Source organism: Pseudomonas sp. NEEL19 (genome assembly GCF_028751975.1).
Taxonomy (GTDB): Bacteria; Pseudomonadota; Gammaproteobacteria; order Pseudomonadales; family Pseudomonadaceae; genus Aquipseudomonas; species Aquipseudomonas juntendi.
Window position 1 is genome coordinate 4,939,678 of the sequence record NZ_CP081491.1, and the last position, 22,224, is coordinate 4,961,901.

The following is a 22,224-nucleotide window of genomic DNA, read 5'->3' on the forward strand; positions in this document are numbered from 1 at the left end:
GGGAGGGCGATGGCGGATACTGCCGCCATACAGCCCCGGCGTCTTATGTCGGACGATAAACACGCACATTGGCATGTCCCTCACTGAGCAGGTGGTGTGCGTGCAAACGGCTCATCACACCCTTGTCGCAATACAGCAAGTACTGGCGCGTGGGGTCCAGGTGCTTGAACTTGCTGTTGATGGCATAGAACGGCATGGCCTGGACCTCGATACCTTCCAGTGCCAGAGGCTGATCTTCCTGGGCGTCGGGGTGACGAATGTCGATGACGATCTGGCCTGGCAGCGCCTCGGCCACTTCCTCGATTTCGATGTCCTTGCCCAATTCATCGATCACGTGGTCGATGGAAATGAACTTGGCGCGCTCCAGGGCGCGCTCCAGCACGGCCATGTCGAACTGCTTTTCTTCGTGCTCCATGCGGTGGCGCTTGGCATGGGTGGTCGGGTTCACCGAGATCACGCCACAGTATTCCGGCATGTGCTTGGCGAAGTCGGCGGTGCCGATTTCGGTGGCCTGGTCGATGATGTCCTGCTTGTGCGTGGCCAGCAGCGGGCGCAGCACCAGCTTGTCGGTGGCCGAGTCGATGATCGACAGGTTCGGCAAGGTCTGGCTCGATACCTGGGAAATCGCCTCGCCGGTCACCAATGCGTCGATCTGCAGGCGGTCGGCCATATGCGCGGCGCCGCGCAGCATCATGCGCTTGAGGGTCACGCCCATGTAGCTGTTGTCGACCTTGTTGAGGATTTCGCCAACCACTTCCTCGAACGGCACGCTGATGAACAGCACGCGCTGGCTGCTGCCGTACTTCTTCCACAGGTAATGGGCCACTTCCATCACGCCCAGCTCGTGGGCACGGCCACCAAGGTTGAAGAAGCAGAAATGGGTCATCAGGCCACGGCGCATCATCTGGTAGGCCGCCACGGTGGAGTCGAAGCCACCGGACATCAGCACCAGGGTCTGCTCCAGCGCACCGAGCGGGTAACCGCCAATGCCATTGTGCTGGTTGTGGATCACGTACAGGCGCTGGTTGCGGATTTCGATGCGCACCATCACCTCGGGGTTCTTCAGCGCGATGCCGGCAGCGCCGCATTGCTGGCGCAGCTGGCTGCCGACGTAACGGTCGACGTCCATCGAGGTGAAGTCATGGTGACCACCGCGCTTGCAGCGCACGGCGAAGTGCTTGCCGGCCAGCAGGTGGCCAAAATGGTGCTTGCACTTGGCGACGATATCGTCGAAGTCACCCAGCGGGTATTCCTCTACCTGCAGGAAATGGGTAATACCCGGGGTGCAGGTGAGGCGCTCGATCATCTCGCGCTGGACTTTCTCGTCTTCGACGCGGGTAACCACTTCGAGGTTGTCCCACACACCATCCACCGCAAGCTCAGGGTCGAGGTCCTTGAGCACGTTGCGGATATTCTTGCCGAGCTGGCGGATGAAGCGCTTGCGCACCGGCCGGCTCTTGATGGTGATTTCTGGGAAGACTTTGACGATGAGTTTCATTGGTTAACAGCGCGCGCAGGGCCTGCCGAAAATGAGGGGCGCGAATTATATCGGAAATTGCTCAGGATTTGACCAACTTTTGTACAGAAGGTCGGATTTATATTGCCTGTGCCGCCCTCATCGCCGGCAAGCCGCCGCCCACAGGTCATCGCCAGGCCTCACGTGTTGCGCCCTACCTGTGAGAGATGGCTTGCCGGCGATGAGGCCCTCAAAGCAAGCACACCATCAAACCTGCGCACCATATCGGTGCGTAAATGCCAAAATCCGCATCTAAAGAGTGCACTTTCCCAGCGCAAGCCCCCGCAAAATGCCCGCAAACGCCCCCTTTTATCCCGCCCTCGCCATTTTCGGGCACTGGCATGCAATTTGCTCCCTTGTGAGGCAGGTAAGCTTGGCCGACTATCCGCGCCCGGCAACACCCTTTTTCCAGGGCAGCGGCCCACCGCGCTCTAGACCATCCGGAGGACAACATGTCGAAGTCGGTTCAACTCATCAAAGATCATGACGTCAAGTGGATTGATCTGCGTTTCACGGACACCAAAGGTACTCAGCACCACGTGACCATGCCGGCGCGCGATGCGCTGGACGAAGACTTCTTCGAAGTCGGCAAGATGTTCGACGGTTCCTCCATCGCTGGCTGGAAAGGCATCGAAGCTTCCGACATGATCCTGATGCCGGTTGACGAAACCGCCGTTCTGGACCCGTTTACCGAAGAACCAACCCTGATCATCACCTGCGACATCGTCGACCCGTCGAGCATGCAGGGCTACGACCGCGACCCACGTGCCATCGCCAAGCGTGCCGAAGAGTACCTGAAGAGCACCGGCATCGGTGACACTGTCTTCGCCGGCCCGGAGCCAGAGTTCTTCATCTTCGACGAAGTCAAGTTCCAGTCGGACATCTCCGGCTCGATGTTCAAGATCTTCTCCGAGCAAGGCTCGTGGATGACCGGCGCTGACGTGGAAGGCGGCAACAAAGGCCACCGCCCAGGCGTGAAAGGCGGCTACTTCCCGGTTCCGCCGTTCGACCACGACCACGAAATCCGTACTGCCATGTGCAACGCACTGGAAGAAATGGGTCAGACCGTCGAAGTTCACCACCACGAAGTGGCAACTGCCGGCCAGAACGAAATCGGCGTCAAGTTCAACACCCTGGTGAAGAAGGCTGACGAAGTCCAGGCGCTGAAATACGTTGTGCACAACGTTGCCGACGCCTACGGCCGTACCGCTACCTTCATGCCGAAGCCACTGTACGGCGACAACGGTTCGGGCATGCACGTGCACATGTCGATCTGGAAAGACGGCAAGAACACCTTCTCCGGCGAAGGCTATGCCGGCCTGTCCGACACCGCCCTGTACTTCATCGGCGGTATCATCAAGCACGGTAAGGCCCTGAACGGCTTCACCAACCCGTCGACCAACTCGTACAAGCGTCTGGTTCCAGGTTTCGAGGCCCCGGTGATGCTGGCCTACTCGGCGCGCAACCGTTCCGCTTCGATCCGTATTCCTTACGTTGGCAGCCCTAAAGCCCGCCGTATCGAAGCCCGCTTCCCGGACCCATCGGCCAACCCGTACCTGGCCTTCGCAGCGCTGCTGATGGCTGGCCTGGACGGTATCCAGAACAAGATCCACCCAGGCGACGCGGCCGACAAGAACCTGTACGACCTGCCGCCAGAAGAAGCCAAGAACATCCCGCAAGTGTGCGGCAGCCTGAAAGAAGCTCTGGAAGAGCTGGATAAAGGCCGTGCGTTCCTGACCAAGGGCGGCGTGTTCTCCGACGACTTCATCGACGCCTTCATCGAGCTGAAGAGCGAAGAAGAAATCAAGGTCCGCACCTTCGTGCACCCGCTGGAATACGAGCTGTACTACAGCTGCTGATCTGATCGGCGCCCGGCGCCGGTGAGCTGATCAAACGGCCTCCCTCGGGAGGCCGTTTTCGTTTCTGCCGTCACTATTTTCGGAAGCGTCCTACCCCCGAGGATCAGCCAACACCGCCACACTCGGGCCTTCACCCTACGCTCTGGAGGTCTGTCATGCGTCATTTCCCCTTCGCCGCAGTGGCTGTATTGGCCCTGACCGGTTGCACTGCAGAAGCCCCGCCGGATACGGCGCTGTCCGCGCTGCTCGACAACATCGAACGGCGCCTGGCCCTGGCTGAAGCCGTGGCGCTGCACAAGTGGGACACTGGCCAGCCCGTGCAGGCAACGCTGCGCGAGCAACAGGTGCTGGCCAATGTCCGTGCCGCCGCACCTGGCCACGGCCTGGCACCACAACGCGCCGAGGCGTTTTTCGCCGACCAGATGGAAGCCAACAAGTTGCTGCAATACACCCTGCTGTCCGACTGGCACCGCGAGGGCGCGGCGCCGCACACGCAACGCCGCGACTTGCAGACAGACATCCGCCCGCAACTGGATGACCTGCAGGGCACACTCCTGCAACGGCTGGCAGCCTTCGACCGTGAGCCCGGGGCAGGCTGCAGCACACGGCTGGCCAAGGAACTGGCCGGCCGGTCCGCGCCCCAACCACTGCACCAGGCCTTGGTTCGCGCCACCGGTCAATTGTGCGATAAATCCTGAAAGCTCTATGCTCCTTATTGGTGCATTCTTGCCAGCGACGCCCTTGAATGCACCCCAAAAAAGGTCACAAGAAACGTTAAACCAGAACATTCTGGTGCGAATCTGCGCGATTTCGGGTGCTGATCGGACAATTCCGCTTCTTTTCGGAGCTTTGGTTTGTTTCTTGCATTTTATGCACTGAAACTGGAATCAGCGGATTCACTGCGCCCCGGGTTCTGGCTGCACCCTGCCAGACAAGCGCCAAAAGAGGTCAACGACGCCTTATGACCATCAGCGATGCACAGCACCGTCTGCTTCTGGACAACCTGACCACCGCCACGCTATTGCTCAACGGTGAGCTGCGCCTGGAATACATGAACCCAGCTGCAGAAATGTTGCTGGCGGTCAGTGGCCAGCGCAGTCACGGGCAGTTCATCAGCGAACTGTTCACTGAATCGACCGAGGCACTCAGCTCGTTGCGCCAGGCGGTGGAACAGGCGCACCCGTTTACCAAACGCGAAGCACAACTGACGTCCCTGACCGGGCAGACGATCACGGTCGACTACGCGGTAACGCCAATCCTGCACCAGGGCCAGACCCTGCTGCTGCTGGAGGTGCACCCGCGCGACCGGCTGCTGCGCATCACCAAGGAAGAGGCGCAACTGAGCAAACAGGAAACCACCAAGATGCTGGTGCGGGGCCTGGCTCACGAAATCAAGAACCCCCTCGGAGGCATCCGCGGCGCCGCCCAGCTGCTGGCCCGCGAGCTGCCCGAGGACGGCCTGCGCGACTACACCAATGTGATCATCGAAGAGGCCGACCGCCTGCGCAACCTGGTCGACCGCATGCTGGGCTCGAACAAGCTGCCCTCGCTGGCCATGACCAACATCCATGAAGTACTGGAGCGGGTCTGCAGCCTGGTCGAAGCCGAAAGCCAGGGTTGCATCACATTGGTGCGCGACTACGACCCAAGCCTGCCGGATGTGCTGATCGACCGCGAACAGATGATCCAGGCCGTGCTCAATATCGTGCGCAACGCCATGCAGGCGATCAGTTCGCAGAACGAACTGCGCCTGGGCCGCATCACCTTGCGCAGCCGCGCCTTGCGCCAGTTCACCATCGGCCACGTGCGCCATCGCCTGGTGGCCCGGGTGGAGATCATCGACAACGGCCCGGGCATCCCGCTGGAACTGCAAGACACCCTCTTCTATCCCATGGTCAGCGGTCGCCCGGACGGTACCGGGCTCGGCCTGGCCATTACCCAGAACATCATCAGCCAGCACCAGGGCCTGATCGAGTGTGAAAGCCACGCTGGCCATACCGCCTTCTCGATCTACCTGCCTCTGGAACAAGGAGCCACCGCCTCATGAGCCGAAGTGAAACCGTATGGATCGTCGACGATGATCGCTCCATCCGCTGGGTCCTGGAAAAAGCCCTGCAACAGGAAGGCATGACCACCCAGAGCTTCGATAGCGCAGACGGTGTCATGGGCCGCCTGGCCCGCCAGCAGCCGGACGTGATCATTTCCGACATCCGCATGCCGGGGGCCAGCGGCCTCGACCTGCTGGCGCAGATTCGCGAGCAGCACCCACGCCTGCCGGTCATCATCATGACCGCCCATTCCGACCTGGACAGCGCCGTGGCATCGTACCAAGGCGGTGCTTTCGAGTACCTGCCCAAGCCGTTCGACGTGGACGAGGCGGTTTCGCTGGTCAAGCGGGCCAACCAGCACGCCCAGGAGCAGCAAGGGCTGGACGTGCCACAAAGCCTGGCGCGCACACCGGAGATCATCGGTGAAGCCCCGGCGATGCAGGAGGTGTTCCGCGCCATTGGCCGCCTCAGCCACTCCAACATCACCGTGCTGATCAATGGCGAGTCCGGTACCGGCAAAGAACTGGTAGCCCACGCCCTGCACCGCCACAGCCCGCGCGCGGCGGCACCGTTCATTGCCCTGAACATGGCCGCCATCCCCAAGGACCTGATGGAGTCCGAGCTGTTCGGCCACGAAAAAGGCGCTTTCACTGGCGCCGCCAACCTGCGCCGGGGCCGCTTCGAGCAGGCCGATGGCGGCACCCTGTTCCTCGACGAGATCGGCGACATGCCCGCCGAAACCCAGACCCGCCTGCTGCGGGTGCTGGCAGATGGCGAGTTCTACCGGGTCGGCGGCCACGTGCCGGTCAAGGTGGACGTGCGTATCATCGCCGCTACTCACCAGAACCTCGAGTCACTGGTGCAGGCTGGCAAGTTCCGCGAAGACTTGTTCCACCGCCTGAACGTGATTCGTATCCATATCCCGAGGTTGGCTGACCGGCGCGAAGACATCCCCGCACTCGCCCGCCATTTCCTTGCCCGTGCCGCTCAAGAGCTGGCGGTCGAGCCGAAGGTGCTCAAGCCGGAAACCGAGGAGTTCATCCGCAACCTGCCATGGCCGGGCAACGTGCGGCAGATGGAGAACACCTGCCGCTGGATCACCGTCATGGCCTCCAGCCGCGAGGTACTGATTGGTGACTTGCCGCCGGAGTTGCTGAACCTGCCCCAGGACGCTGCCCCCGTGACCAACTGGGAGCAGGCGCTGCGCCAGTGGGCTGACCAGGCATTGGCGCGTGGGCAATCCAACCTGCTGGACAGCGCGGTGCCAAGCTTTGAGCGGATCATGATCGAGACCGCCCTCAAGCACACCGCCGGCCGGCGCCGCGATGCGGCGCTGTTGCTGGGCTGGGGCCGCAACACCCTGACCCGCAAGATCAAGGAACTGGGGATGAATGTGGCGGGTGGCGATGACGAGGAAGGTGACGAGCACTGAGCGCTAGGTTAACCCTCGAGATCTTTGGGGCTGCTGCGCAGCCCTTTCGCGACACAAGGCCGCTCCTACACGGACCATCTCTGCCTCCGGGCTGATGGGTTACCTGCAGGAGCAACTGTCTTTCCCAAAATTTGAAAAGCTTGCGCTCCTACATCGATTGATGATGCCGGCCCGGCTCCGCAGGACTGCCGGCCACCCCCGCCCATTGTAAGCGGCCTTGTGCCGCGACAGGGCCGCAAAGCGGCCCCAGCTGTTTCAGCCTTCCGATGCACCGTTCCTGTGCCCGCTGCACCTCGCCAAGGCACAACCCCCCTCAAAAACCGGCCGAATCCCCCTCAAAGCCCAGTATTTCCGGGTTTTGCAAAATTGGCACGCCCCCTGCAATAGCTAATACATACCCAGTTTCGGGGGCCCTGGTACAGGCAGGCCGGGTGAACCCCTCTTTTATTAGCAACACCGCCGTTTTTGGGGACCTCGGTACAGGCAGGCCGGGCCATCCCCCCTTTACACGCAGTACGCCGTAGCCCTTTTGGGGACCCTGGTACAGGCAGGCCGGGATATCCCCTCTTTTATTCCTGCAGGCTCACCTGCAGCCGCCAGCGCCCAGCGTCTTCTGCACCGGCCCATTGGCCGTGCAGGGGGCGCGCGGCCACCACCGTCAGCAACAACCCTTCCTGGCTGTTCTGCAGCCGCCAGCTTACCGGTTTGCCGTTCAGGCTCAATTGGCCCTGCCGGGCCGTGCCTTGGGCCTGGAACAGCACAGCCACCGTGCCTTGGACGTTCTCGGCATGCAGCTTGGGTTCTTCGTTGAACCACAGCGCCAGCCCATTCGACAACACCTCTACCTGCTGCAACTGGCGCTCTACAGGGGCGGTCAGGCGGCCGATCATCAGCCCCACCATTACCCCGACGATCGCCAGCGACAGCAGCATGCGCGGCAACGCCTTCGAACGCACATCCGGTTCGGGGGTAGAATGCCCGTCATCCTCTTGCTTGGAGCCGTGCATGTTTCACGTCATCCTTTTTCAACCAGAAATTCCGCCGAATACCGGCAATATCATTCGCCTGTGCGCCAACAGCGGCTGCCACCTGCACCTGATCGAACCCATCAGCTTCGAACTGGATGACAAGCGCCTGCGCCGCGCGGGGCTGGATTACCACGAGTATGCCACGCTCAAGCGCCACCAGAGCCTGGCCGAATGCCTGGAAAGCCTGGGCAACCCACGGCTGTTCGCCTTTACCACCAAAGGCTCGCACTCGTTCCACGAGGTCGCGTACCAGCCGGGTGACGCGTTCCTGTTCGGGCCGGAGAGCCGCGGGCTGCCGGCAGAAGTCCTCGACAGCCTGCCCGCCGAGCAACGCCTGCGCCTGCCCATGCGCCCAGGCTGCCGCAGCCTGAACCTGTCCAACACGGTGGCGGTGACGGTGTATGAGGCCTGGCGGCAGAACGGGTTTGCCGGGAGCTGATGTGTAAGCCTGCACTGGCCCTATCGCCGGCAAGCCGGCTCCCACAGGGACCACGTGCGGCTTCCCACACAGCCAACAAAAAAGCGCCCCTAAAGGCGCTTTTCCGATACCGGCAGCAGTTACTGAACGGTTGGCGCTTCGCCGGCTTCCTGCATACGCTGCATTTCTTGCGCGTACAGGGCGTCGAAGTTGACCGGCGACAGCATCAGCGCCGGGAACGAACCACGGGTTACCAGGCTGTCCAGGGTCTCGCGGGCATACGGGAACAGGATGTTCGGGCAGAACGCACCCAGCGTGTGGCTCATCGAAGCAGCATCGAGGTTGGCGATGAGGAAGATACCCGCCTGCTGCACCTCAGCGATGAACGCGACTTCGTCGCCGTTCTTCACGGTGACCGACAGGGTCAGCACCACCTCATGGAAGTCGCCTTCCAGGGCCTTTTGCTTGGTGTTCAGGTCCAGGGCAACGCTCGGCTCCCAGGTCTGACGGAAGATCTGCGGGCTTTTCGGGGCCTCGAACGACAGGTCGCGCACATAGATGCGCTGCAGGGAGAACTGAGGGCTGTTGTCTTCAGCAGCAGCGCCGTTGGTCTGTTGGTCAGTCATGGCAGATCCTTATCCTAATGTTTTCGAATGCAGTGCAAATCAGGCCGCCAGCAACGCGTCGAGCTTGCCGGCGCGTTCCAGGGCATAGAGGTCATCGCATCCACCGACATGGGTACTGCCGATCCAGATCTGCGGCACCGACGTGCGGCCGGCTTTCTGGGCCATCTCGGCGCGCAGTTGCGGTTTGCCGTCGACCTTGATTTCCTCGAATGCCACGCCCTTGCTCTCGAGCAGGTACTTGGCACGCATGCAGTAGGGGCAGTAGTCGCTGGAATAAACGATGACGGGCTTCATATCACTTCACCAGGGGCAGGTTATCGGCTTTCCAGCTGGAAACGCCACCGCTCAGCTTGGCGGCGTTGTAACCGGCCTTGAGCAGATCGCGGCAAATGCTGCCGGACTGCTGGCCCATCGCGTCGACGACGATCAGGGTCTTCTCTTTGTGCTTGTTCAGCTCGGCCATGCGGTTGGCCAGCTTGTCCTGCGGAATGTTGACCGCACCCACGATGTGACCGGCGGAGTACTCCTTGGCCGGGCGGATATCGATCACCAGCGCCTTGTCGGCATTGACCAGGGCAGTCAGCTGACCGTTGCTCAGGCTCTGCCCGCCACGGCGGATTTCATTGATGAGCAGCAGGGCCAGCAGAATGAAGAAGATCGCAACCAGGATGTAGTGATCTGTCGCGAATTGAATCAGGTGAGCAACCATCAGCGGTGTTCCAGGCGATTGAAAATGCCGGCCAGTATACACAGCACCTTGGTACCACCAAAGCCCGACGGGCCGGCCACCAGACCAGCTTCATGTTGCCAGCGCACGCGCGCCGGTCGGGGGATGGGACGATTATTCGCCGCACGTGGCGTATTTGCCCTAAAATGCGTTTCTTTATCATCTTTGAACAACCGTGAGTTTGATTGATGACGAGTACGCCCAAACCCCTGGTCCTGATCATCCTGGATGGCTTCGGCCACAGCGAAAGCCCTGAATACAACGCCATCTATGCCGCTAACACGCCGGTCTACGACCGCCTGCGCGCCAGCCAGCCGCATGGCCTCATTTCCGGCTCGGGCATGGATGTCGGCCTGCCGGACGGGCAGATGGGCAACTCCGAAGTCGGTCACATGAACCTGGGCGCGGGCCGCGTCGTCTATCAGGACTTCACCCGGGTGACCAAGGCCATCCGCGACGGTGAGTTCTTCCAAAACCCGGTGCTCACCGGTGCGGTGGACAAGGCTGCCGGTGCCGGCAAAGCCGTGCACATCCTTGGCCTGCTGTCCGATGGCGGCGTGCACAGCCACCAGGACCACATCGTTGCCATGGCCGAACTGGCCGCGCAGCGCGGCGCGGAAAAAATCTATCTACACGCCTTCCTCGATGGCCGTGACACCCCGCCACGTAGCGCGCAGTCGTCCATCGAGCTGCTCGACGCCACCTTCGCCAAGCTGGGCAAGGGCCGCATCGCCAGCCTGATCGGCCGCTACTACGCCATGGACCGCGACAACCGCTGGGACCGCGTCAGCGCCGCTTATAACCTGATCGTCGACAGCAGCGCCGAATACACCGCTGACACCGCCGTGGCAGGCCTGCAAGCGGCCTACGCCCGTGACGAGAGCGACGAGTTCGTCAAGGCCACGCGCATTGGCGCAGCAGTCAAGGTCGAAGACGGCGATGCCGTGATCTTCATGAACTTCCGCGCCGACCGCGCTCGCGAGTTGTCGCGCGCCTTCGTCGAGCCCGATTTCACCGAATTCGCCCGTGCACGCCTGCCAAAAATGGCGGCCTACATCGGCCTGACCCAGTATTCGGCGAAAATCCCGGCACCCGCTGCCTTTGCCCCGTCCAGCCTGAACAATGTACTGGGCGAGTACCTGGCAAAGCACGGCAAGACCCAACTGCGTATCGCCGAAACCGAAAAATACGCCCACGTCACCTTCTTCTTCTCCGGTGGCCGCGAAGAGCCATTCGAAGGCGAAGAGCGCATCCTGATCCCATCGCCGAAGGTCGCCACCTACGACCTGCAGCCGGAAATGAGCGCACCGCAAGTGACCGACCGCATTGTCGAAGCCATCGAGCAACAGCGCTTCGACGTGATCGTGGTCAACTACGCCAACGGTGACATGGTCGGCCACACCGGCGTGTTCGAAGCGGCAGTCAAGGCTGTCGAAGCGCTGGACAACTGCGTTGGCCGCATTGTCGAGGCGCTGGACAAGGTCGGTGGCGAGGCGCTGATCACCGCCGACCACGGGAACGTCGAGCAGATGGAAGACGAGTCCACCGGCCAGGCCCACACCGCACACACCACCGAGCCGGTGCCGTTCATCTATGTCGGCAAGCGCAACGTGAAAGTGCGTGATGGCGGCGTGCTGGCCGATGTTGCGCCGACGATGTTGAAGCTGCTGGGGCTGGAAAAGCCTGCCGAAATGACCGGCACTTCGATTCTGGTAGACGCCTGAATCTGCGTATTGGGGCCGCTTTGCGGCCCATCGCGACGCAAGGCCGCTCCTACAGGGCCCCGATAACACCTGAATTCCAGACAAACGCCTCGCGACACTGGCAGCGAGGCGTTTTTTTTGCCCGCCCAGGCGGGCATACTAGGCCAGTCTCCATCCTTGGTACGCCAAACCCCATGCTTCGCGCCCTGATCCTCCTAGCCTTGTCATGCCTGCTCAGCCCGGCCTTCGCCGATGAGCGCGCGCAGACCCAGCAGCAACTGGACGCCACCCGCCAGGACATTGCCGAGCTCAAGAAAACACTGGGCAAGCTCCAGGAAGAAAAAGCCGGTGTGCAAAAGGACCTCAAAGCCACCGAGACCGACATCGGCAACCTCGAAAAGCAGGTGGAGGCACTGCAGCAAGCGCTAAAAAAGACCGAGGGCGAGCTGGAGCGCCTTGAAACCGAGAAAAAAAAACTCCAGACCGCCCGCGTTGAACAGCAACGGCTGATCGCCATTCAAGCCCGCTCGGCCTACCAGAACAACGGTCGCGAGGAATACCTCAAGCTGCTGCTCAACCAGCAGAACCCTGAGAAATTCGCCCGCACCCTGACCTACTACGACTACATGAGCAAGGCGCGCCTGGAGCAGCTGCGCACCTTCAACGAAACCCTCCGCCAGCTGGCCAGTGTCGAGCAGCAAATGTCTGCCCAGCAGCAACAGCTGCTGGCCCAGCGTGCCGACCTCGACAGCCGCCGCCAGGCCCTGGAGAGCGAACGCGGCAAGCGCCAGCAGGTGTTGGCCAAGCTCAACAGCGACCTGAAAGACCGCGACCAGAAGCTCCAGGCCCGTGAACAGGACCAGGCCGACCTGGCCAAAGTCCTCAAGACCATCGAGGAAACCCTGGCACGCCAGGCCCGCGAGGCTGAAGAGGCACGCAAGAAAGCCTTGCTGGCGCAGCAGGAAGCGGAAAAACGCCGGCAGCAAGAGGCCCTGGCCGCCGCTGCGCGCAACCAGGCGCGCGAGCCTGAAGCGCCGGCAGAGCCGCCGAAAAAGGCTCGTATCACCCTCGGGCCGATGGTTTCCAGCGACGGAGCCAACTACGGCGGAGCATTTTCTGCAGCACGGGGCAAACTTCCTTGGCCAGTCAATGGTCGATTGCTGGCACGCTTCGGCGATGCACGCGGCAACGATGCCCGGGCCAAATGGGACGGTGTGATGATCAGCGCCAACCCCGGCACACAAGTGCGCGCCGTGCACGGCGGGCGTGTGGTGTTCGCCGACTGGTTGCGCGGCGCCGGGCTTCTGGTCATTCTCGATCATGGCAACGGTTACCTGAGCCTGTACGGCCATAACCAGAGCCTGCTGAAAAGTGCCGGTGACATCGTCAAGGCCGGTGAAGCCATATCCACCGTCGGCGACAGCGGTGGCCAGGACGCGGCAGGCTTGTACTTCGCCATCCGCCAGCAGGGCCGGCCTACCGACCCTTCGCAGTGGTGCCGGGGTTAGTCAACTTTCTACGGCGCGGCCCAAACGCTGCACCGATGCTCCGCAGGGAGCGCTTACAGGATCAGGAGTCCGTTCGACATGCTGCACTCGCCTCGTCTCACCCAGTTGGCCCTGTCCATCGCCCTGGCGGTCGGCGCGCCCCTGGCCACTGCCGCGGAGCCGGCCAAGGCGGCAGCTGTGCCGGCCACCGAGGTCACTGCCAAGGCGCCACTGCCACTGGAAGAGCTGCGCACCTTCGCCGAAGTCATGGACCGCATCAAGGCGGCCTATGTCGAGCCGGTAGATGACAAGACCCTGCTGGAGAATGCCATCAAGGGCATGCTCAGCAACCTCGACCCACACTCGGCCTACCTAGGCCCCGAGGACTTCCAGGAACTGCAGGAAAGCACCAGCGGCGAGTTCGGCGGGCTGGGTATCGAAGTGGGCCAGGAAGACGGCTTCATCAAGGTGGTCTCGCCGATCGATGACACCCCGGCCTCGCGTGCAGGCGTCCAGGCCGGCGACCTGATCGTCAAGATCAACGGCGCCCCGACCCGCGGCCAGACCATGACCGAAGCGGTGGACAAGATGCGCGGCAAGGTCGGCGACAAAATCACCCTGACCCTGGTCCGCGACGGCGGTAACCCCTTCGACGTGACCCTGGCCCGCGCGGTGATCCAGGTCAAGAGCGTGAAGAGCCAGCTGCTGGAAAACGACTACGGCTATATCCGCATCACCCAGTTCCAGGTCAAGACCGGCGACGAGGTGGGCAAAGCCCTGGCCAAGCTGCGCAAGGACAACGGCAAGAAACTGCGCGGGGTGGTGCTCGACCTGCGCAACAACCCGGGTGGCGTGCTGCAATCGGCCGTGGAAGTGGCCGACCACTTCCTCACCAAGGGCCTGATCGTCTACACCAAGGGCCGCATCGCCAATTCCGAACTGCGCTTCTCGGCCGACCCGGCCGACGCCAGCGAAGGGGTGCCACTGGTGGTGCTGATCAACGGCGGCAGCGCCTCGGCTTCGGAAATTGTAGCGGGCGCACTGCAAGACCAGAAGCGCGCCGTGCTGATGGGCACCGACAGCTTCGGCAAAGGCTCGGTACAAACCGTGCTGCCATTGGCCAATGACCGCGCCCTGAAGCTGACCACCGCACTGTACTTCACCCCCAATGGCCGTTCGATCCAGGCCCAGGGTATCGTCCCCGACATCGAAGTACGTCAGGCCAAGCTCACTGCCGAGGTCGACACCGACAACTTCAAGGAAGCCGACCTGCAGGGCCACCTGGGCAACGGTAACGGCGGCGCCGACCGCCCGACCGGCAGCAGCAAGCGTAAGGAGCGCCCACAGGACGACGACTTCCAACTGAGCCAGGCACTGAGCCTGCTCAAAGGCCTCAACATCACCTCGGGCAAATGATCCAGCCCATGCGGTACCTGCTGTGCCTGGTGTTCTGCCTGTTGGCCGGGGTCGCGCAAGCGGCGCCGGCCGGCAAGGCCTACATGAGCATCATCATCGACGACCTTGGCCAGAGCCCCGAGCGGGACAGCCGCACCTTGGCCCTACCCGGCCCGGTGACCATGGCCATCATGCCCGACACCCCGCATGCAACCGACTTCGCCCGCCAAGCGCACAAGGCTGGCAAAACGGTGATCCTGCACATGCCAATGGACCCGGCCACCGGGCCCTATGCCTGGCACCCCGGCATCGCCGGCGAAGAGCTGGCCCGGCGCCTGGACAGCGCGCTGCTCAAGGTGCCTTACGCGGCCGGCATCAACAACCATATGGGCAGCCGCATGACGGCCCAGCGCGAACCCATGGCCTGGCTGATGGGCGAATTGCAACGTCGCCATCTGTTCTTCGTCGACAGCCGCACCAGTGCCGCCACCGTCGCGGCTGCAGAAGCACAGGCGCAAGGCCTGGCGCATGTCTCGCGGGATGTGTTTCTCGATGACGTGCGCACCACCGAAGCCATTGCCGGGCAGTTGCAACAAGGCGTGGCCCTGGCGCACAAGCAAGGCTCGGCAGTGTTGATCGGCCACCCTTACCCGCAAACGCTGGAGGTGCTGGCCCGCGAACTGCCCCGCCTGAAAAGCCAGGGCATCACGCTGCTGGGTCTGCCACAGATGATTGCCGAGCGCAGCAACCAGGCCATGCCGGCACATGGCCGGCAGGGCCGCTACAGCAACCGATGACCCGAACCTACTGTGCTGTTGGACGATCGAAAGGAATGATCCCCGTGGCTTGCTGTAGTGTCAGCTTGCCGCGGTAAAGCTGCTGCCCTGTATCCCTGGCAACCTGGCTGCTCAGGTAACGCTGGGCCCACACCTTCAGGTGCCCCGAAGTAAAATCCCGGGCGTAGGCAGCCTGCGACCGCAAATGGAAATGCACAGCCCAGAGTTTACGGTTGTTTGACAAGAGCTGGACCAGGTACTCATCGAAAGCGCTACCGTCCGCCATGACATGCCGCTTGAGGTATACGACCTTGATCGCCTTCAAATCGTAAAGAAAGCGCAGGGCTTCGGCAGTGGGGCGGCTGGTGTGGGTGTACAGGGTGGTAAGTTGCACCTCCTTCTCTGCACGCAGCGCATTCACTTCCTGTTCCAAGGTCTTGATCAGCGCATCGTCGCCACCGGCATCGCGCACTACGCTCACTGCCTCGGTCAGTTTGTTCAGCTGAAGATCGTATATCCTGGCCACCAGCGACCCGCTGATATCGATCTCGACATAGGCCTTGGCTGAGGCTCGATGGTCATTGCTCTTATTCAGTAGGGACTGCACCCAACTAGCGAGATCGGCTAGGGGGGCTTCGTCGGATAACGATGGCTGCTGGACCTCGCGCCACTCGCCATCTACTTGTTCAAAGGTGGCCAATACTTTATCGCTGATCTTCTCACGCACCTCAAGCAAGGATTGCCCTTCGATAAGGTTGCCGATGATCAGTTGGCCCTGGGCATTACGCACCAACCGCTGCGGCACGAGGGACGCCGGATAAGGCCTACGCCCGGCCGGTAGAAGGGGGTGATCCTGCTCATCATACGCTATGCCCAGACGTACGTTCACATCGAGCTTGAGTTTGCTGATGTGCTCCCGATAGCGCTCGATCATGGCCGGTTCGATCAACGCCCCACCCTCTCGGCGAACGCGATCGCTGTTGACCAGCGCAGCACTGTATTCGTCCCAGGCTTCGTGCAGGATGACGATCCTGTCCTGCGCCGGCAGGTTGGAGAAGGCCAGCTCGCCGTGGGCTTCGGCCGCGTTGCGCAGGCTTGAGCTGACCAGGGCAGCTCTGTAGCCTGCAATGACGTCTGGCCGGTCGCTTTCCAGGTGCAGCGCCAGCTCGGCCAGATTCACCACCTGGTGGAAACGCAGTTGAACTGTACTGACGCTGCGCTTGGCAATTATGTCTGCGACGGTGCGTTTGGCGTTGCTCCCCCAATCCTTTACCTCGAAATCTTCCGGCGTTTCGGTCAACAATTGATCCAGCTGCTCACTCCCGACCAACATGCGATCCTGCACGTCGATCACGACTTGCTGTTTGACGCGCAACTTCTCATACAAATCCGCGAATTCACGGACTGGCCGCCCATCCAGCGCGTTTTGCATCTCCACAAGTTCGGGGTAATTCGCAAGGCTCCAGAGCTCGGTGAAAGTAATCTCGGCATCGTTGATAGCGCTGTTGCGAACAACTTTAACGTGCTCGGCAAGCACCCCGTCCCAGCCCCCCTTTTCCCGCTCACGGGCAAATTTGTCTTCTCGCATGGTCGCGTGCAGCGCCAGTATTTCAATATCGGCGCCGACCGCAGCTTCCAGCTCCTTCAGCATCCGGTTCATCTGTGTGAAGTGGTTCTGCTCGAACGTAATCTTGCGCTCATCGTAAAGCGCGAGCGTTGTGCGCAACTGCGACTTACCCGCTTCGTCTTCGGCGGGCAACGCTGCCAGCTTTTCCGATGCGGTGGCCCGAAGCTCCCTGAGTTTCAGCAGTTTTTCGCGCAATTCCTGCGCAGCCCTGGCAAAAGGCCCGGCTTGCTCTCTGGCCTCCCGGGCGCGCTTGTCAAGGCGACTTATCTTTTGGTACATGTCGCGAAACCGAACCCCCAGCCGCTCTTGAGTTAATTTTGGCCCCATGCCGCCCCGCAGACCAAGCGCCGTGTCCACACGCCACACGCCGTCGACGAAACGCAGCCAGGGCCCCGCGGCTCCGCCACCATCGACCACCCGTACACCCTCTGGCAACCGCTCCACGCGGTAGGTATCACTGGCCAGGGCTACATAATGATCGCCGTCGATCAGGTACAAGCCCGTCGCCGTACCTTGGTTCAAGGGCTGCACGCCCGCAAGCGAGACCGGTGCACGCATGGCCCTGAGTGCTTCGCGCTGTTCGCGCGGCAACCAGTTGAAGCCACTCTGACCTCGCCATGAAAAATCGAGCCAGCGGCTCGGCAGCGCTTGGCCAGGCGCAGGCGTTTCCTCGATAGGCGCAATTGCAATTTCGGCAAATGCGCCGCGCTGCGCCTCAGGCCCCTCGACCTCCGCCGCACCGGGCAATGCATAGGAGGGAAAGGCTTTGGCGGGTTGCCTGGCATGCAGCAACACCATGCCCAGGTTCAATATCAGGTCAACCGTTGCCGCCGACCGATCAAACTCATTGCCACGCTCCAAGGCCTCAATGTCTTGCTGCAACGCGTTGAGCAATTGCACCAACCAGGCCACCGAGGCCACAGGCCCGCGAAGCGCCAAGGTCACGACATCGAACAACAGCCATGCCCCCTCGCACAATGTCTGCCAGCGGCTCTCGGCGTTGGACACAGACTGTTCATCAGCGAGCGTCAGCAGCAGGTCCCGATTGGCTGTATAAAGTTTCTCGTCAATGTTGCTACGCCAGAATTCGATCGCCAGCCTGGCAGGTTCCGGACGCTCAGGCAGCGCATAGGGGTCGATGCCGATGACACTGATGTGCGGTTCGCGGAAACCACCATGGTCGTAGATAGGCCTGACGCTGGGCTGCATCCAGTCAAGAATACTCTCCTGCAAAATCTCCGATTCACGCACGTGTTCGAGCAAAGCCGAGAGGCTGGAATATTCACGCAGCGTGTCTTTGGCAAACAAAGGCCGGTACAGCAACACCAGCGAGGGTTCCGCGCAAAACAGAATGTACATGCAGCGTACCGGGTCCGTGACCCTGGACGCTGCGCTACGCCTGAACGCCAGCGGAAACAGGATCATGCGCGGCGTGTCGGGGTCGACGTGCCCCGCACAATAGTCGACCACGCATTGCAGGCCTGGCTCTTTGATCTTGCCGTCCATCTTGGCAGTGAGTGCAGCGGCCAGCAGTGCTGCACGCCATTCCCGCCCCAGGCGCGTGACCCGGTCCGCGCGCTTGGCCGGATCGTCCAGTTGCACCGCGACATAGGCAGGATAATGGCTACCGATATCCACTTTGGTCACGAGGGCTCTGGCGGCGTCGGCATCGAGCCATGCCGGTGCCTCGCCCCCGCCACGCAGGTAAATGCGCTCGATCGCCGCCCCCTTGAGCGACGCGAGGTTGCCAATGGCAAATTCGGTGAGCGTCTTGCTCCCGGCGAAGGCCAATGGCTCGCCGCCGCCGGTGCCTGTGCCCGCCCCACCAGGGATCCCACGGGCCAGATAAAGGTCGAATACAAGATCGTCCGGCGAGCTGTCTGCCCCGTGATCCTCGCGGATCTGCCTGGTCAGCCGTTGACGGGCGTAATCGGTCAGCGACTGAACGCCATCCAGTGCTGAGACCCCACCCGAGTCGAGCTGGTAAAGCGCGAGCTGCAGCAAGGCAGCGCTGCAGGCAAAACTGTCCTGCGCACTGGCCATCAACCCAGGGGGAGGTTGCACTGCCGGGGTTTCATCAGGGTACCCCACGAACCACGAAGAAGGGTCGCCAAGCTGGTCAAAACGCTGCTCAAGGGCCGGAACATCCTGGATGTCGGCATAACGCGCAAGCTCGACCCTGGCGAGCACCGTATCGAGCAGCAGCGAGACCTGCTGGGCAAACACATTGCCGGTGGCGGGATAGCGTTGCCAACTCATCCGTTCGAAGGCGTAGCGTTGCGCCAGTTCGTCACGCAAGGCCAGGCCAAACGCGTGCAACGACTCGAAACTGCGTACTATCCCCGAAGGTGCGCACCACAGGATGACCTGACGCTCATCCCACTCGGCGGCTATCAGCATCTGGCATTGCAGTTGATCGTATTGCATGGAGGCACTGGTCAGCCGGGTCTGCACGAAGTACACCGCGGGCTGCTCATCACCGCCGTGCAGCAGGCCGCGGATACAGGCCTGCTCCTGCGGGTCCAGTCCCTGCCAGGGCAAGCTGCGCAGTAGCGCGAGCTTGAGCAGCAACTGCAACCATTCGTCGCGACTCACCCCGGCGCTGCCCTTGCCTCGCCAGAACTCGAGCTGGGCCTCGCAGAAGTGTCGTGGCAAGTCCTCAACCAGCTGGTTCAGGGCAGCTGACAAGTCAGGCAATTGCCGGGTGTCGAACTCGCTCGACGAGCCGGCAAAACGATGGCTGCCGGTGAGCCCGAGGTTGTAATGGCGCCCATCCGCCAGTGGCGCCAGGCTCAACGCCTGAGGGTCGAGCAAGGCTTCCAGAACCCGATCCAAAAAGGGTGTGGTGGTCCAATACGCAGTAGCGGGGTCTGGGCTGTCCAGCATCAGTGGGTCAGCATTTGTCAGGGCTGGCGTGGTGTTGGCCAACCATGGCAGGTGCGGCAGCAGCACCCGCAGTAGCTGCGCACTGGCGACCTGGCGCAGGGTCGGCCGGCCGTCGAACTGCCCGGCCACGGCCTGGCGGAAATCGAAGGGGGGTATCTTGTAACTCGTCATGCTGGGTGCCTCCGCTGAAAAAAACGCAGGCTGCGGTATTCAGGTGCGATACCCGCGCTACATATTGCTCAAAAAAAAGGCCTTGCACGGTGGGCAAGGCCTTTTCTTCATCGCAGCAGCGTCAGCTGTACACTCGCCCCAGCAACTGGCGATGGCTTTCGAACTGGTCCAGCACGTCACGCACGATCTGCTCGGGCGCAAAGCCCATCAGGTCGTACTCCTGGCTGCCGTCGTGCAGGTAAACCTCGGCACGGTAGAAGCGTTGACGGACTTCCGGCTCGCCTTCCACCGGCGCCTCGCTCGGTGCCGCCAGGTAGCCGTCCAGGCTCACTTCGTAGACGAACGGGTTACCCTCTTCCATCATCACCCGCAAGCCCATCATGTCGCGCGCCTGGCCAACACGGGACTCCACGTCGAAGCCCAGGGTCTGCAACTGGGCAGCAGCCTCCTTGAGGGCCGGGCTGACCTGCTTGTCCATGAAGCGCTGCACCACCGCCTGGGTCGGCTGCAGCTCCAGCTGGGTCAGCCGCTCACTGAACCCACGTCGGCCACGGGCAGCCAGTTCGGCGCGCTCCTGCTCTACCGCCACATCCTGTTTCATGGCCTTGTACAGGCCGAACATGAACAGCACCAGCACCACCGAGAACGGCAGGCCCGCCAGCACGACCATGGTTTGCATGGCCTCGAAATTACCGGCGAACAGCAAACCGATGGTCACCAGGGTGATCACCACCGACCAGAACACCACCATCCAGTGCGGGGCATCCTCGTCGACCTTGCCGCCTTTGCAGGACAGGTTGGCCATCATCACCGCACCGGAATCGGCCGGGGTCAGGAACAGCACGAAGCCAACGAACACCGCCACACCAATCACGAGCTTGGCTGCCGGGAAGTATTCCAGCAGTTGGTAGATCGACATCGAGGGTTGTTCCAGCGCAGTCTTGCCCAGCTCGACCGCGCCCTGGTTGATCACCAGGTCCAGCGCGGTGTTACCGAAGATCGACAGCCAGGCCAAGGTGAAGCCCAGCGGGATCAGCAGCACACCCATGACCAGCTGGCGCACGGTGCGGCCTTTGGAAATACGGGCGATGAACATGCCTACGAACGGACCCCAGGAGATCCACCAGGCCCAGTAGAACACGGTCCACAGGCCCAACCAGCGTTCGGACTTGCCAGCCTCGCCCTCATACACGTACAGGTCGAAGGTTTTCAGCACGATCCCGTTGAGGTAATCGCCTACGTTCTGCACGAAGCCGTTCAGCAGGTGCAGGGTTTCGCCGCCCAGCAGGACGAAGATCAGCAAGCCGCTGAACAGCATGATGTTCAGATTGGACAGGCGGCGAATGCCGTTTTCCACACCCGAAACCGCCGCCACGGTAGCCACGCCAGCCATCACCAGGATCACCACCAGCAGGTTGGTCTTGCTGTGGTCCATGCCGAACAGGTACTCCAGCCCGGACGATACCTGCATGGCACCGATGCCCAGGTTGGTGACCAGGCCCAACAGGGTGACGAACATGCCGAAGATGTCCACGGCATTGCCGGCGGCACCCTTGACCCAACGTTCGCCGACCAGGGGGTACAACGCCGAGCGCAGCGCCAGCGGCTGGTTATGCCGGTAGGCGAAGTAGCCCACGGCCAGGCCGACCAGCGCATAGATCGCCCAGCCATGCAGGCCCCAGTGCAGGAAGGTCAGCTGCAGGCCCTGGCGCGCGGCTTCCAGGCTTGCCGGGGTGCCCTCCGGTGGGTTGAAGTAGTGGTCCAGCGGTTCGGAGGCGCCAAAGTACAGCAGCGAAATACCGATGCCCGAGGAGAACAGCATGCCGGCCCAGGCGCCATAGCTGAAGTCGGGCTGGTCGTCCTTGCCGCCGAGCTTGAGGCTGCCGTAATCGGAGAAGGCCAGGTAGACGACGAACAGCAGGTAACCGCAGATCACCAGCATGTAGTACCAGCCAAAGGTGCGCGTCAGCCACTTCTGGGCCACGCCCAGCACCTGGCCGGCAGTTTCGGGTACAGCGATCAGCAAGGCAGTCAGAACAAGGATCATCAGCGCCGAGGTGAAGAACACCACGCGGTTGACCCGTACCCTCTCGGCGGGGGGCTTGGTAAGTGAGGCAGAACTCATTGCACGAATGCTCCGGGCAGTGCGGCTGTGGAGGCTAATCATTCTTTCCCGAGCAATTGGTGGAATATCCCCACTGCATCAGGTGTTATAAAAGCACCCTGGAAACCGTGATCCCGAATCGATACGTTGCAAAAAACAGACAGGTGGTCTGCTGCAAATGCCACGCTTTACCCGCTGGGTGCGCGCATTCGTCACAGATCACCCCGCCCGCTCCAAGGGCCCGCCGCAGGGCCGGGGCCACGTGGCAGAATCTGCATTTCGCATCGCTGATGCCCGTCAACGCCTTGTATTCCGGGGGTTACGCGATTTCCTGGGGTGTCAATTCGTGCCTGCTCGACGACCTGAAAGACTGTCAATGGCACAAATTGTCGCAGAGCTTATTCTTTATTGATTGAACGTT

Annotated in this window: 15 protein-coding genes and 1 pseudogene; 9 read left to right on the forward strand and 7 right to left on the reverse strand. The window is 61.9% G+C overall.

What is annotated here, in order from left to right; translation table 11 throughout:
• Nucleotides 1-43 precede the first annotated feature (43 nt).
• A complete protein-coding gene (gene thiI, locus K4A76_RS21935) occupies nucleotides 44-1,498 on the reverse strand; it encodes a tRNA uracil 4-sulfurtransferase ThiI (RefSeq protein ID WP_182389456.1) in 1,455 nt (484 codons plus the stop codon).
• Nucleotides 1,499-1,968: 470 nt separating this feature from the next.
• Between thiI and glnA the strand changes: the two genes are divergently transcribed.
• The 4 genes from glnA (at nucleotide 1,969) to ntrC (ending at nucleotide 6,855) form a co-directional block, all read left to right on the forward strand.
• On the forward strand, nucleotides 1,969-3,375 hold the full coding sequence (glnA, locus tag K4A76_RS21940; RefSeq protein ID WP_009685006.1) for a type I glutamate--ammonia ligase: 1,407 nt from the start codon (nucleotides 1,969-1,971) through the stop codon (nucleotides 3,373-3,375).
• Between the two features lie 155 nt (nucleotides 3,376-3,530).
• The gene (locus K4A76_RS21945) at nucleotides 3,531-4,073 is read left to right on the forward strand and encodes a chorismate mutase (RefSeq protein ID WP_182389455.1); all 543 of its coding nucleotides are present in this window, start codon (nucleotides 3,531-3,533) and stop codon (nucleotides 4,071-4,073) included.
• A gap of 263 nt (nucleotides 4,074-4,336) precedes the next feature.
• Nucleotides 4,337-5,422 (forward strand): nitrogen regulation protein NR(II), encoded by a 1,086-nt coding sequence (gene glnL / locus K4A76_RS21950; RefSeq protein WP_009685004.1) that lies wholly within the window; start codon nucleotides 4,337-4,339, stop codon nucleotides 5,420-5,422.
• Nucleotides 5,419-6,855, forward strand: coding sequence for a nitrogen regulation protein NR(I) (gene ntrC, locus K4A76_RS21955; RefSeq protein WP_009685003.1), 1,437 nt, complete (start codon nucleotides 5,419-5,421; stop codon nucleotides 6,853-6,855). Before glnL ends, ntrC begins: the two co-directional genes overlap by 4 nt.
• 569 nt (nucleotides 6,856-7,424) lie before the next feature.
• Here the strand turns inward: ntrC and K4A76_RS21960 are convergent.
• The gene (locus K4A76_RS21960) at nucleotides 7,425-7,862 is read right to left on the reverse strand and encodes a hypothetical protein (RefSeq protein ID WP_009685002.1); all 438 of its coding nucleotides are present in this window, start codon (nucleotides 7,860-7,862) and stop codon (nucleotides 7,425-7,427) included.
• Here K4A76_RS21960 and trmL point away from each other — a divergent pair.
• Nucleotides 7,861-8,322, forward strand: a complete 462-nt coding sequence (trmL, locus tag K4A76_RS21965) for a tRNA (uridine(34)/cytosine(34)/5-carboxymethylaminomethyluridine(34)-2'-O)-methyltransferase TrmL (protein ID WP_054913836.1) — start codon at nucleotides 7,861-7,863, stop codon at nucleotides 8,320-8,322. The two genes, K4A76_RS21960 and trmL, sit on opposite strands and share 2 nt — an antisense overlap.
• A gap of 119 nt (nucleotides 8,323-8,441) precedes the next feature.
• On the opposite strand, the gene secB is transcribed toward trmL, so the two are convergent.
• From secB to K4A76_RS21980, 3 genes are read right to left on the reverse strand one after another with little or no spacing between them, the layout of a single operon-like run.
• Nucleotides 8,442-8,927 (reverse strand): protein-export chaperone SecB, encoded by a 486-nt coding sequence (gene secB / locus K4A76_RS21970; RefSeq protein ID WP_009685000.1) that lies wholly within the window; start codon nucleotides 8,925-8,927, stop codon nucleotides 8,442-8,444.
• A 39-nt stretch (nucleotides 8,928-8,966) separates the two neighbouring features.
• Nucleotides 8,967-9,221 (reverse strand): glutaredoxin 3, encoded by a 255-nt coding sequence (grxC, locus tag K4A76_RS21975; RefSeq protein ID WP_029886544.1) that lies wholly within the window; start codon nucleotides 9,219-9,221, stop codon nucleotides 8,967-8,969.
• 1 nt (nucleotide 9,222) lies between these two features.
• Nucleotides 9,223-9,636, reverse strand: a complete 414-nt coding sequence (locus K4A76_RS21980) for a rhodanese-like domain-containing protein (RefSeq protein WP_274411133.1) — start codon at nucleotides 9,634-9,636, stop codon at nucleotides 9,223-9,225.
• A gap of 206 nt (nucleotides 9,637-9,842) precedes the next feature.
• On the opposite strand from K4A76_RS21980, the gene gpmM reads away from it, so the two are divergent.
• The 4 genes from gpmM to K4A76_RS22000 all read left to right on the forward strand — a co-directional run bounded on the left by gpmM (nucleotide 9,843) and on the right by K4A76_RS22000 (nucleotide 15,036).
• On the forward strand, nucleotides 9,843-11,378 hold the full coding sequence (gene gpmM / locus K4A76_RS21985; RefSeq protein WP_054905876.1) for a 2,3-bisphosphoglycerate-independent phosphoglycerate mutase: 1,536 nt from the start codon (nucleotides 9,843-9,845) through the stop codon (nucleotides 11,376-11,378).
• A gap of 173 nt (nucleotides 11,379-11,551) precedes the next feature.
• The gene (locus K4A76_RS21990) at nucleotides 11,552-12,865 is read left to right on the forward strand and encodes a murein hydrolase activator EnvC family protein (protein ID WP_274411134.1); all 1,314 of its coding nucleotides are present in this window, start codon (nucleotides 11,552-11,554) and stop codon (nucleotides 12,863-12,865) included.
• Between the two features lie 78 nt (nucleotides 12,866-12,943).
• Entirely contained in the window at nucleotides 12,944-14,260 is a 1,317-nt protein-coding gene (locus tag K4A76_RS21995; protein WP_009684994.1) for a S41 family peptidase, read from the forward strand.
• Between the two features lie 8 nt (nucleotides 14,261-14,268).
• The gene (locus K4A76_RS22000) at nucleotides 14,269-15,036 is read left to right on the forward strand and encodes a divergent polysaccharide deacetylase family protein (protein ID WP_054912237.1); all 768 of its coding nucleotides are present in this window, start codon (nucleotides 14,269-14,271) and stop codon (nucleotides 15,034-15,036) included.
• A 7-nt stretch (nucleotides 15,037-15,043) separates the two neighbouring features.
• On the opposite strand, the gene K4A76_RS22005 is transcribed toward K4A76_RS22000, so the two are convergent.
• Both K4A76_RS22005 and K4A76_RS22010 read right to left on the reverse strand, forming a co-directional pair.
• Nucleotides 15,044-19,699, reverse strand: a complete 4,656-nt coding sequence (locus tag K4A76_RS22005; RefSeq protein ID WP_274411135.1) for a dermonecrotic toxin domain-containing protein — start codon at nucleotides 19,697-19,699, stop codon at nucleotides 15,044-15,046.
• A 530-nt stretch (nucleotides 19,700-20,229) separates the two neighbouring features.
• Nucleotides 20,230-21,767: pseudogene (locus K4A76_RS22010) on the reverse strand (BCCT family transporter).
• Between the last annotated feature and the right edge of the window lie 457 nt (nucleotides 21,768-22,224).